Source organism: Pseudomonas sp. NFPP28 (genome assembly GCF_900115535.1).
Taxonomy (GTDB): domain Bacteria; phylum Pseudomonadota; class Gammaproteobacteria; order Pseudomonadales; family Pseudomonadaceae; genus Aquipseudomonas; species Aquipseudomonas extremorientalis.
Map to the genome: position 1 here is coordinate 143,863 of NZ_FOWT01000006.1, position 12,063 is coordinate 155,925.

Below are 12,063 nucleotides of genomic sequence, written 5' to 3' on the forward strand. Positions count from 1 at the left end.
ATGCCGCAGGTCATTTTTCTGCCACACGCCGAGCATTGCCCGGACGGTATGGTCGTGGAGGCTGAGACCGGCAAGTCCATCCTCGAAGTTGCCCATGACAACCACATCGAGATCGAAAGTGCCTGCGGCGGTGTCTGCGCCTGCACCACCTGTCACTGCATCATCCGCGAGGGTTTCAATTCCCTGGAAGAAGCAGACGAGCTGGAAGAAGACTTTCTTGACCGTGCCTGGGGCCTGGAAGCGACTTCTCGCCTAAGCTGTCAGGCAAAGGTTGGCACGGAAGACATCACCGTCGAAATCCCGAAATATTCCCTCAACCATGCAGCCGAAGCGCCGCATTGATTCAAGGAAGTGTCATGAGTCTTAAATGGGTTGATGTGCAAGAGATCGCTATCCTGTTGGCCGACGCCAACCCGGATCTGGATCCTTACTCCCTGAACTTTGTAGCTTTGCGTGACATGGTCATGGCGCTGCCAGGGTTCGAAGATGAGCGTGATCGCGGTGGTGAGAAGGTCCTGGAGGCTATCCAGACTGCCTGGAAAGAAGAACAGGACTGACGCCTCCCTTACGCAGTTAGGCAATACCCAATAACCCGCGTATAATTCGCGGGTTTAATTTTTCGTAAATTACCGTTTCTGGAGTTACACCATGGCTGTTCAACGTACTTTCTCCATCATCAAGCCTGACGCTGTTGCAAAAAACGTCATCGGCGAGATCACCACTCGTTTCGAAAAAGCCGGCCTGAAGGTTGTAGCTTCGAAACTCAAGCAACTGTCCAAGGCTGAAGCTGAAGGCTTCTACGCTGAGCACAGCGCTCGTGGCTTCTTCGGCGACCTGGTTGCCTTCATGATCTCCGGTCCTGTTGTTGTTCAGGTTCTGGAAGGCGAAAACGCTATCGCTCTGAACCGTGAGCTGATGGGCGCTACCAACCCTAAAGAAGCCGCTGCCGGCACCATCCGTGCTGACTTCGCCGAGTCCATCGACGCCAACGCTGTACACGGTTCGGACTCCGAAGCCGCTGCTGCTCGCGAAATCTCGTACTTCTTCGCCGCTACTGAAGTAACCGCTCGCTAAGCATCGGCTTAAAGAGTGAGGGTGAATCCATGACGACATCGACTGTAAAAACCAACCTGCTGGGGCTGACCCAGCCGGAAATGGAGAAATTCTTCGACTCAATCGGGGAGAAGCGTTTCCGTGCCGGTCAGGTAATGAAATGGATTCACCACTTTGGCGTCGATGATTTCGACGCCATGACGAACGTCAGCAAGGCCCTGCGCGACAAGCTCAAGGCCATTGCCGAGGTACGTGGTCCGGAAGTGGTCAGCGAGGACATCTCCAGCGACGGCACCCGTAAATGGGTGGTGCGCGTTGCGTCCGGCAGCTGTGTCGAGACCGTGTACATTCCCCAGGGCAAACGCGGCACCTTGTGCGTTTCGTCCCAGGCAGGCTGTGCCCTGGACTGCAGTTTCTGCTCCACCGGCAAGCAAGGCTTCAATAGCAACCTCACCGCCGCCGAAGTGATCGGCCAGGTGTGGATTGCCAACAAATCCTTTGGCAGCGTCCCGGCGACCGTCGACCGTGCCATCACCAACGTGGTGATGATGGGCATGGGTGAGCCGCTGCTGAACTTCGACAACGTGGTTTCGGCCATGCACCTGATGATGGACGACCTGGGCTACGGCATCTCCAAGCGCCGTGTAACCCTGTCCACCTCCGGCGTGGTGCCGATGATCGATGAGCTGTCCAAGCACATCGACGTCTCCCTGGCGTTGTCGCTGCACGCACCCAATGACGCATTGCGTAACCAATTGGTGCCAATCAACAAGAAGTATCCGCTTAAGATGCTGCTCGAATCTTGCCAGCGTTATATGTCGTCCCTGGGCGAAAAGCGCGTGCTGACCATCGAGTACACCTTGCTCAAGGACATCAATGACAAGGTTGAGCACGCGGTCGAGATGATCGAGTTGCTCAAGGACACCCCGTGCAAGATCAACCTGATTCCGTTCAACCCGTTTCCACATTCCGGCTACGAGCGGCCGAGCAATAACGCCATCCGTCGTTTCCAGGATCAACTGCACCAGGCCGGCTACAACGTCACCGTCCGCACCACCCGTGGTGAAGACATCGACGCCGCCTGTGGCCAATTGGTCGGGCAGGTGATGGACCGCACCCGCCGCAGCGAGCGCTATATCGCCGGACGCGAAGTGAACGCCGCCGACGATTTGCCGCTGATCGCTGTGAATCGAATCTGAGAGAGGAACTCTATGCCCTTGCGCCTTGCGCTGCTTTTACTTTTTACCGGTCTTGCGGCCGGTTGTGTTTCATCGGGCCATGACAGCCCTTTGCAAACCGGTAAAGGCCGTGATGAGGCGCGAGTTGCCTATGTGCAACTGGGCTTGGGTTACCTGCAACAAGGCATGAGCGAGCAGGCCAAGGTGCCGTTGAAGAAGGCCCTTGAGCTGGACAGCCACGACGCCGATGCCAATGCCGCACTGGCCCTGGTGTTCCAGGCCCAGGCCGAGCCTGAACTGGCTGACCGCTATTTCCACAAGGCCCTGGCCGCACGCCCTGCCGATCCGCGGCTGCTGAACAACTACGGCAGTTTCCTGTTTGCGCAGGAACGTTATGAGCAGGCCGCCCTTTATTTCCAGCAAGCCAGCGCCGATACCCTCTATCCTGAGCGTTCGCGGGTGTTCGAGAACCTTGGGGTCACCTCGATCCGCCTCGGCCAGCGCGACAATGCTCGCCGGCAACTGGAAAAAGCCCTGCATTTGAACGGTCGTCAGCCTCGGGCATTGCTCGAAATGGCTGAGATATCCTTTGATGACAGGCATTATGTGCCGGCACGTGACTATTACGAACGTTTTAGCCTGCTCAGCGGGCAAAATGCACGTAGTCTATTGCTCGGTGTGCGACTGGCGACGGTTCATGAAGAACGCGACAAGGCCGCACGTTTTGGCCAACAACTCGAACGACTCTATCCCGGTACGCCGGAATATCAGCAATACCTGTCGGAGCAATGATGAAAGCGGCGCACCCGGAAGTTGTAGCAGCTAATCGCGTAAACCCAGGCGACACCTTGCGTCAGGCCCGCGAAAGCAATGGTTGGTCGCTGGCGGAAGTGGCCCTCAAGCTCAATTTGACCACTACATCCCTGGGCAACCTGGAAGCTGGCGCGTTCGATAAGCTGCCTGGGCATACCTTCGCCCGCGGCTATATCCGTGCCTACGCCAAGCTGCTGGGGATCGACCAGGCAGTTTTGGTCCAGGAATTCGACCAGTTCACCGGCACCGACTCCCAGGGCAGCAATGTGCATGGCTTGGGTCGCATCGAAGAGCCGGTGCGGGTTTCCCACACGATTTTGCGAATTGTCAGCCTGCTGCTGCTGATCGCTGTCATTGGTGGCGGTTTTGTCTGGTGGCAAGACCAGACCTCCCAGCGCACCAAGGACCTGACCAGCAACGCCATGGAGCACGTCGAAGTCGAAAGCGCCGACGGCACCACCCAGATTCATCCGCTGGACGAGCCGGAAGACCAGGCTGTAGCAGAAGGCCAGACCACGCCTGAAGCGCCGCTTGCCACTGAGCAGCCTGCACCGGAAACCCCGCCTGCCGCGACCGCTGTCGCACCGGCTCCCGCGACGCCTGCCGCTCCGGCCCACACCCCGGCCGCTCCTGTACAGGCGCCAGCGACTCAGGCCCAGACCGCCCCGGCAGCGATTTCGCCACCTACCACCCCAGCGTTGATCGCCGGTGATGGCCGCGTACAGATTACCTTCGTCGCCGACTGCTGGACGCAAGTCACCGACGGCAATGGCAAAGTGCTGTTTAGCGGTCTGAAGCGTAAGGGAGATACGCTCGACCAGGGCGGCAAGCCTCCTTTGACGCTGCGTCTGGGCTTTGCCCGTGGCGCGCAAGTGGCCTACAACGGCCAGCCTGTGGACGTAGCGCCGTTCACCACCGGCGAGACCGCTCGCCTGAAGTTGGGACAATAGTCATGCACGGCGAATCTCCAATCAAACGTCGCGTATCGCGCAAAATCTGGGTCGGCTCGGTGCCGGTGGGTGGCGACGCCCCCATCGCCGTACAGAGCATGACCAACAGCGACACCAATGACGTGGCCGCCACCGTTGCCCAGATCAACCGCCTGGAAGCCGCTGGCGTGGACATCGTGCGCGTTTCCGTGCCGGACATGGATGCTGCCGAGGCCTTTGGTCGCATCAAGCAACAGGTCAAGGTGCCGTTGGTTGCCGACATTCACTTCGACCACAAGATCGCCTTGCGCGTGGCCGAGCTGGGCGTGGACTGCCTGCGTATCAACCCGGGCAACATCGGCAGCGAAGCCCGTGTGCGTGCGGTGGTGGATGCTGCTCGCGATCGCGGCATTCCGATCCGCATCGGCGTCAACGCCGGTTCCCTGGAAAAAGACCTGCAAAAGAAATACGGCGAGCCGACCCCGGCCGCGCTGGTTGAATCCGCGCTGCGCCACGTCGAACACCTTGAGCGCCTGAATTTCCAGGACTACAAGGTCAGCGTAAAGGCCTCCGACGTGTTCATGGCGGTAGAAGCCTACCGCCTGCTGGCCAAGGAGATCGTGCAGCCGTTGCACCTGGGTATCACTGAAGCCGGCGGTTTACGCTCAGGCACAGTGAAATCTGCGGTGGGTCTCGGTATGCTGCTCGCCGAAGGGATTGGCGATACTATCCGCATCTCCCTGGCGGCAGACCCCGTAGAGGAAGTGAAAGTCGGTTACGACATTCTCAAATCCCTGCGTTTGCGTTCCCGAGGCATCAACTTCATTGCCTGCCCGAGCTGCTCGCGGCAGAACTTCGACGTGGTGAAAACCATGAACGAACTGGAAGGACGCCTCGAAGACCTGCTGGTGCCGCTGGATGTTGCGGTGATCGGATGCGTGGTCAACGGTCCGGGTGAAGCCAAAGAGGCGCACATCGGCCTGACCGGCGGCTCACCGAACCTGATCTACATCGACGGCAAACCGTCGCATAAGTTGACGAATGACAATCTGGTGGATGACCTCGAAAGACTGATCCGCGAGAAAGCGGCCGAAAAGGTCGCGGCTGACGCAGCGCTGATCGCGCGCGGCTAAGAACGAATTTAAGGATTTGATGTGAGCAAGTCTCTGCAAGCCATTCGTGGCATGAACGACATCCTTCCGGAGCAGACGCCGCTGTGGCGCTACTTCGAGGGCACTGTTGCGCGCCTGCTGGATAACTACGGTTACAAGCAGATCCGCATGCCGATCGTCGAGTTCACCGAGCTGTTCAAGCGCTCCATCGGTGAAGTGACCGACATCGTCGAAAAAGAGATGTACACCTTTGAGGACCGCAACGGCGACTCCCTGACCCTGCGTCCGGAAGGCACTGCCGCGTGCGTGCGCGCCGTACTCGAACATGGTCTCACCGGTGGCGGCCAGCCACAGAAGCTGTGGTACATCGGCCCGATGTTCCGCCACGAGCGCCCGCAGAAAGGTCGCTATCGCCAGTTCCACCAGATCGGCCTGGAGGTGTTCAACCTCGACGGTCCGGACATCGACGCCGAGCTGATCGTGCTGACCTGGCGTCTGTGGGGCCTGCTGGGCATCCGCGACGCGGTCAAGCTTGAGCTCAACAGCCTGGGCACCAGCGAGTCCCGGGGCCGCTATCGCGTGGCCCTGGTCGAGTACCTGTCCGCCCACCTGGACAAGTTGGACGAAGACAGCCAGCGCCGTCTGAAAACCAACCCGTTGCGCGTCCTGGATACCAAGAACGCCGACACCCAGGCCGTGCTGGTCAACGCGCCGAAAATGGCCGATTACCTGGACGACGAATCCCGCATCCACTTCGAGGGCCTCAAGGCTCGCCTGGAGGCAGCCGGTATTCCTTACGTCATCAATCCAAAGTTGGTGCGTGGCCTCGATTACTACAGCAAGACGGTCTTTGAGTGGGTCACCGACAAGCTTGGTGCCCAGGGCACCGTGTGTGCCGGTGGCCGCTACGACGGCCTGGTCGAGCAGATGGGCGGCAAGCCGACCACCGGCGTGGGTTTTGCCATGGGCATCGAGCGGCTGATCCTGCTGCTGGAAACCCTGGAGCAGGTCCCGGAAGAGATCTCCCGCCAGGTGGATGTGTACCTGTGCGCCTTTGGCGAGGCCGCTGAACTGGCTGCCCTGGCCCTGAGCGAACAAGTACGCGATCAACTGCCGAACCTGCGCCTGCAGGTCAACGCCGGCGCCGGCAGCTTCAAGAGCCAGTTCAAGAAGGCCGACAAGAGCGGTGCGCTGTATGCACTGATCCTCGGCGAAGACGAACTGGCCCAGCAAGTGATAGGTTTCAAACCCCTGCGTGGCCAGGGTGAGCAACAGAACATTGCCTTTGATGCGCTCGCTGCGCACTTGGCCACCTGCGTCGTGCAGGGTTGAAGCTGTCGAACAGCCGAATTTAGCGATTAAGGAGTATTGGGGTGTCGAGTACTGATGATGAGCAACTGGCCGAGTTCAAGGACTGGTGGCAGCGCAACGGCAAGCCCCTGGTTACTGGCGGTCTGCTGGCTTTAGTGGTGGTGTTCGGCTGGCAGGCCTGGACCAAGTATCAGGCCAACCAGTCCCAAGGCGCCTCGATCCTCTATCAGCAATTGCTGGAAACCACCCTGACGCCGGACGGCAAGCCCGACCCTGCGCAGGTTGCAGACCTGGCCGGTAAGCTGAAGAACGAATTCGGCGGTAGCACCTACGCCCAATACGGCAGCCTGTTCGTCGCGAAGGTCGCGGTCGACACCGGCAAGCTGGACGACGCCGCCGCTGAGTTGAAGGCCATCGCCGACAAGCCGACCAACCCGACCCTGGGTGAAATCGCACGTCAGCGCCTGGCCCAGGTACTGGCGGCACAGAACAAGGCTGACGAAGCACTCAAACTGCTCGACGGCGATGCTGACAAGGCATTTGTAGCCACTCGCGAAGAGCTCAAGGGCGACCTGTTGGTCCAATTGGGTCGTACCGACGAAGCCAATGCTGCGTACAAGAAAGCCAAGGCGGCGCTGTCTGATGAAGCGGCGGTCGGTGGCTTACAAATCAAGCTGGACGACTTGGCCAAAGGGGATGCGTGACGTGATCCGTTGGAAACATGCAGCATTGCTGGCTCTGGCCATTCTGGCCGCGGGTTGCAGCAGCAACAGTAAAAAAGAACTGCCGCCTGCGGAGCTGACCAGCTTCAAGGAAGAAGTGGTCCTGCAAAAGCAGTGGAGCCGCTCCATCGGTGACGGCCAGGGTGAAACCTACAACATGCTGGTACCGGCTATCGACGGTGAAAATATCGTCGCCGCCGACGTGACCGGCGTCGTCATTTCCATGGATCGCATGAACGGCGACGTGAAGTGGAAGAAAGACCTCGAAATTCCGGTATCCGGCGCCGTAGGCGTAGGTTACGGCATGGTCTTGCTCGGCACGCTCAAGGGCGAAGTCGTGGCGTTGGATTCCAGCACCGGTGAAGAGAAATGGCGCGCTCGCGTGACCAGTGAAGTGCTCGCACCGCCTGCCACCAACGGCGATATCGTCGTGGTGCAAACCCAGGATGACCGTGTGATCGGCCTTGACGCCAGCACCGGCGAACAGCGTTGGTTGTACGACAGCACCCCGGCGGTGCTGACGTTGCGTGGTACCAGTGGTCCGATTGTGACCAACAATCTGGCCGTTGCAGGCCTGTCGACCGGTAAAGTGGTCGCCCTGGATACCCAGAACGGCGTGCCGGCCTGGGAAACCCGTGTGGCCATCCCGCAAGGTCGTTCCGAACTGGACCGCGTGGTGGACATCGATGGCGGCCTGCTGCTGTCGGGTGAAACCCTCTACGTCGCCACTTACCAGGGCCGTGTTGCGGCACTGGACCTGCAGAGCGGCCGCGTCAACTGGCAGCGTGATGCTTCCAGCTACGCCGGTGTCGCCCAAGGGTTTGGCAGCGTCTACGTCAGCCTGGCGTCCGGCACCGTTGAAAGTGTCGACGAGCGTTCCACCACGGCACTGTGGAGCAACGATTCCCTGGCGCGCCGCCAGTTGTCGGCACCGGAAGTGTTCTCCAGTTATGTCGCGGTCGGCGACTTCGAAGGCTACCTGCACCTGTTGAGCCAGGTGGACGGTCGTTTCGTCGGTCGTGAGCGTATCGACAGCGACGGCCTGCGTGCGCGTCCGCTGGTGGTGGGTAACATGCTTTATGTGTATGGCAACAGCGGCAAGCTGGAAGCCCTGACCATCAAGTAAGAACTATGCTTGGGGTAATACCCAGGCGGCCCCGCTCAGGCGGGGCATGCGGCATTTGATTATGCTGCCCCGAGCACCAGCCGCTGCCCTGCAGCGGCTTTTGTATTTTCTGAAATAACGAAGTGGAGAGCCGCATGGTTCCCGTAATCGCCCTGGTGGGCCGACCTAACGTCGGCAAGTCCACCTTGTTCAACCGCCTGACCAGGACTCGCGACGCCATCGTCGGCGACTTGTCCGGTCTGACCCGTGATCGCCAATACGGTGAGGCAAAGTGGCAAGGGCGCTCCTACATTATCGTCGACACCGGTGGTATCTCCGGTGACGAGCATGGCATGGACGAAAAGATGGCCGAGCAGTCGCTGCTGGCCATTGAAGAAGCCGATGTCGTGTTGTTCCTGGTGGACGCCCGTGCGGGCTACACCGCTGCCGACCAGATGATTGGCGAGCACCTGCGCAAGCGCAACAAGCGTTCCTATCTGGTCGCGAACAAGATCGACAACATCGATCCTGAAGCTGCCCGTGCCGAATTCAGCCCGATGGGCCTGGGCGATGCGATCCCGGTCGCAGGTGCCCACGGTCGTGGTATCACCCAGATGCTGGAAATTGCCCTGCGCGATTTCCCCAAGGATGACGTCGAGGAGGAAGAGGGCGAAGAGGAAATCGTTGCCGAAGGTGAGGAAGCCAAGCGCATTCCTGGCCCGAGCGAAAAAGACGGTATCAAGATCGCTATCATCGGTCGTCCCAACGTCGGCAAGTCGACCCTGGTCAACCGCATGCTCGGTGAAGACCGGGTCATCGTCTATGACCAGCCCGGCACCACCCGCGACAGCATCTACATCCCGTTCGAACGTAACGAGGAAAAGTACACGCTGATCGATACCGCCGGTGTGCGCAAGCGCGGCAAGATCCACGAGGAAGTCGAAAAGTTCTCGGTGGTCAAAACCCTGCAGGCGATCAAAGACGCCAACGTGGTGATCTTCGTGATGGACGCCCGCGAGGGTGTGGTGGACCACGACCTCAACCTCCTGGGCTTTGCCCTGGAGGCCGGTCGTGCCCTGGTGATCGCGATCAACAAGTGGGACGGCATGACGCCGAGCGAGCGCGACTTCGTCAAGGTCGAGCTGCAACGTCGCCTGTTCTTCGTCGAGTTCGCCGACATCCACTTCATCTCGGCACTGCACGGCACCGGCGTGGGCAACCTGTACGCTTCCGTGCAGAACTCGTTCAAGTCCGCAGTGACCCGCTGGCCGACCAACCGCCTCACCCAGATCCTGGAAGATGCGGTTGGCGAGCACGCGCCGCCGATGGTCAACAATCGCCGGATCAAACTGCGTTACGCCCACTTGGGTGGTGCCAACCCGCCGATTATCGTGATTCACGGTAACCAGATCGAGAAGGTGCCGAAGTCCTATGTGCGTTACCTGGAAAACACCTACCGCCGTGTCTTGAAACTGGTCGGTACGCCGATCCGTATCGAGTTCAAGGGTGGCGAGAACCCATACGAAGGCAACAAGAACACACTGACTGACCGTCAGGTGAACAAGAAGCGTCGTTTGATGACTCACCACAAGAAGGCCGACAAGAAGCGCCGCGATAAGAAGTAACGACAGCTTCAAGTTGTCAGCTGCAAGAGAGGGCTCCTTTGGAGCCCTTTTTTGTGCCTGGTGGTTTGCCCCTTGACCTGCTTGCGGCTTGCAGCTTAAAACTTGTAGCTCACCCGAAGGGGGCTCCCATGATCACCAGCAAGCTGCCGAATGTCGGCACGACCATTTTCACCACCATGTCGCAACTCGCCGCCGAAACCGGTGCGCTGAACCTGTCCCAGGGCTTTCCGGACTTCAATGGCCCCCAGGGTTTGCTCGATGCGGTGGGCAAGCATATCGCTCTCGGGCACAACCAATACGCGCCCATGACCGGCCTGCCGGTGCTGCGCCAGCAGGTAGCCGCCAAGATCGCCCGTAGCTATGGCGCCACGGTCAATGCGGACACTGAAGTGACCATTACCCCTGGTGCTACCGAGGCGATCTTCTGTGCGATCCAGGCGGTGATTCGCCAGGGTGATGAAGTCATCGTGTTAGACCCCAGCTACGACAGCTACGAGCCTTCGGTGGAGCTGGCCGGCGGCCGTTGCGTGCACGTGCAACTGAGCCTGGATGGCTTCGCGCTGGACTTCGAGAAGATCAAGGCGGCGCTGTCACCGCGTACGCGGATGATCGTCCTCAATTCCCCACACAACCCGACCGGCGCGCTGATCAGCCGCGCCGAACTGGACCAGTTGGCCGAACTGATCCGCGACCGTGACATCTACCTGGTCAGCGATGAAGTCTACGAGCACCTGGTATTTGACGGTGTGCCCCACGTCAGTGTGCTGGCCCACGATGAGCTGTATCAGCGTGCGTTCGTGGTCAGTTCCTTCGGCAAGACTTACCACGTCACCGGTTGGAAAACCGGCTACGTCGTCGCGCCGCCGGCCCTCACCGCTGAACTGCGCAAGGTGCATCAATACGTCAATTTCTGTGGTGTAACCCCGCTGCAGTACGCATTGGCCGATTTCATGGCAGAACACCCGGAGCATGTCGACGAGTTGCCAGCGTTCTATCAGGCCAAGCGCGATCTGTTCTGCGACCTGCTGGTGCCATCGCGCTTCAGCTTCACCCCAGTGACCGGCACCTACTTCCAACTGGTGGATTACTCACAGATCCGCCCGGACCTGGATGACGTCGCCATGTCACTGTGGATGACCCGCGAGCATGGCGTGGCGACGATTCCGGTCTCGGTGTTCTACCAGACCCCACCCCAAGGCCAGCGCCTGGTGCGCCTGTGCTTTGCCAAACGCGAGGAAACGCTGCAACAAGCGGCTGAAAAACTATGCGTGATCTGAGTGCACTGCCGAACCTGAACATCGCCCTGGTCCAGACCAGCCTGGCCTGGCACGACCGCCAGGCGAACCTTGAGCACTTCGAGTTATTGTTGGAACAGGCGCAAGGTGCCGATCTGATCGTATTACCGGAGATGTTCACCACCGGTTTTTCCATGGAATCTGCGACCCTCGCCGAACCCGAGAACGGCCCGACCCACCGTTGGCTACAGGCACAGGCCGCGAAGTACAACGCCGTCATCACCGGTAGCGTGATCATCCAGGCTGCCGACGGCAGCCACCGCAACCGCCTGCTGTGGGCACGGCCGGATGGCGAGGTGTTGCATTACGACAAGCGCCACCTGTTCCGCATGGCCGGCGAGCACAACCACTACACCCCCGGTGAGCGCCAGGTGCAGTTCGAAGTGAAAGGCTGGCGTATTCGCCCGTTGATTTGCTACGACCTGCGCTTCCCGGTGTGGAGCCGCGATGCCCAGGACACCGACCTGCTGCTGTACACCGCCAACTGGCCGGGGGCGCGGCGCTCGCACTGGAACCGACTGCTGCCGGCGCGGGCGATTGAAAACCTGTGCTATGTGGCGGCGGTGAATCGGGTGGGCACGGATGGGAAGGGCTTTGCCTACACCGGGGACAGCCAGGTGTTGGACTTCCAGGGCGAGACCCTGCTGAGTGCGGGGGAGGCGGATGGGGTGTTCCAGGTCAATCTGGATGCAGCAGAGCTGGCGGCGTACCGCACGCGGTTTCCGGCGAACCTGGATGCCGATACTTTCCAGTTTGTCTGACAGACCGCTATCGGGGGCAAGCCCCCTCCCACATTTTGAATGTATTCACAAATTAAAGTGTGGGAGGGGGCTTGCCCCCGATGAGGCCCTCACAGACCACAAAAAACCAAAAAAAAGGCCCCAGGACTCATATCCAGGGGCCTTTCACATTTTAAGCAG

13 protein-coding genes are annotated in these 12,063 nt (G+C 59.9%); all 13 read left to right on the forward strand.

All coding sequences use genetic code 11. The features are described 5' to 3' along the window. The 13 genes from fdx (at position 1) to BM110_RS17170 (ending at position 11,904) form a co-directional block, all read left to right on the forward strand. Entirely contained in the window at positions 1-342 is a 342-nt protein-coding gene (gene fdx, locus BM110_RS17110; RefSeq protein WP_003175958.1) for an ISC system 2Fe-2S type ferredoxin, read from the forward strand. Between the two features lie 14 nt (positions 343-356). Next, the gene (gene iscX / locus BM110_RS17115) at positions 357-557 is read left to right on the forward strand and encodes a Fe-S cluster assembly protein IscX (protein WP_016977667.1); all 201 of its coding nucleotides are present in this window, start codon (positions 357-359) and stop codon (positions 555-557) included. Positions 558-648: 91 nt separating this feature from the next. Continuing rightward, a complete protein-coding gene (gene ndk / locus BM110_RS17120) occupies positions 649-1,074 on the forward strand; it encodes a nucleoside-diphosphate kinase (protein WP_003175956.1) in 426 nt (141 codons plus the stop codon). 29 nt (positions 1,075-1,103) lie between these two features. After that, positions 1,104-2,252 (forward strand): dual-specificity RNA methyltransferase RlmN, encoded by a 1,149-nt coding sequence (gene rlmN / locus BM110_RS17125; RefSeq protein WP_071489247.1) that lies wholly within the window; start codon positions 1,104-1,106, stop codon positions 2,250-2,252. Between the two features lie 12 nt (positions 2,253-2,264). Next, positions 2,265-3,023, forward strand: coding sequence for a type IV pilus biogenesis/stability protein PilW (gene pilW / locus BM110_RS17130; protein ID WP_093128403.1), 759 nt, complete (start codon positions 2,265-2,267; stop codon positions 3,021-3,023). Then, positions 3,023-3,994, forward strand: coding sequence for a RodZ domain-containing protein (locus BM110_RS17135; RefSeq protein ID WP_092249209.1), 972 nt, complete (start codon positions 3,023-3,025; stop codon positions 3,992-3,994). Before pilW ends, BM110_RS17135 begins: the two co-directional genes overlap by 1 nt. 2 nt (positions 3,995-3,996) lie before the next feature. Continuing rightward, positions 3,997-5,106 (forward strand): flavodoxin-dependent (E)-4-hydroxy-3-methylbut-2-enyl-diphosphate synthase, encoded by a 1,110-nt coding sequence (gene ispG, locus BM110_RS17140; RefSeq protein ID WP_071489250.1) that lies wholly within the window; start codon positions 3,997-3,999, stop codon positions 5,104-5,106. Positions 5,107-5,127: 21 nt separating this feature from the next. Beyond that, positions 5,128-6,417 carry a histidine--tRNA ligase gene (hisS, locus tag BM110_RS17145; protein ID WP_092249206.1) on the forward strand — a complete coding sequence of 430 codons (1,290 nt, stop codon included), beginning with the start codon at positions 5,128-5,130 and terminating at the stop codon, positions 6,415-6,417. Between the two features lie 41 nt (positions 6,418-6,458). After that, positions 6,459-7,100, forward strand: a complete 642-nt coding sequence (locus BM110_RS17150) for a YfgM family protein (RefSeq protein ID WP_032890712.1) — start codon at positions 6,459-6,461, stop codon at positions 7,098-7,100. Continuing rightward, positions 7,093-8,244, forward strand: a complete 1,152-nt coding sequence (gene bamB, locus BM110_RS17155) for an outer membrane protein assembly factor BamB (RefSeq protein ID WP_071489252.1) — start codon at positions 7,093-7,095, stop codon at positions 8,242-8,244. The genes BM110_RS17150 and bamB overlap by 8 nt, the downstream gene beginning before the upstream one ends. A 134-nt stretch (positions 8,245-8,378) precedes the next feature. Continuing rightward, positions 8,379-9,848: a ribosome biogenesis GTPase Der gene (gene der, locus BM110_RS17160; RefSeq protein WP_058423368.1), complete on the forward strand. Its 1,470-nt coding sequence runs from the start codon at positions 8,379-8,381 to the stop codon at positions 9,846-9,848. Between the two features lie 128 nt (positions 9,849-9,976). Next, complete coding sequence (locus BM110_RS17165) at positions 9,977-11,125, forward strand: pyridoxal phosphate-dependent aminotransferase (protein ID WP_093513876.1); 1,149 nt, start codon at positions 9,977-9,979, stop codon at positions 11,123-11,125. Then, positions 11,113-11,904, forward strand: coding sequence for an amidohydrolase (locus BM110_RS17170; RefSeq protein ID WP_071489517.1), 792 nt, complete (start codon positions 11,113-11,115; stop codon positions 11,902-11,904). The genes BM110_RS17165 and BM110_RS17170 overlap by 13 nt, the downstream gene beginning before the upstream one ends. Positions 11,905-12,063: the final 159 nt, after the last annotated feature.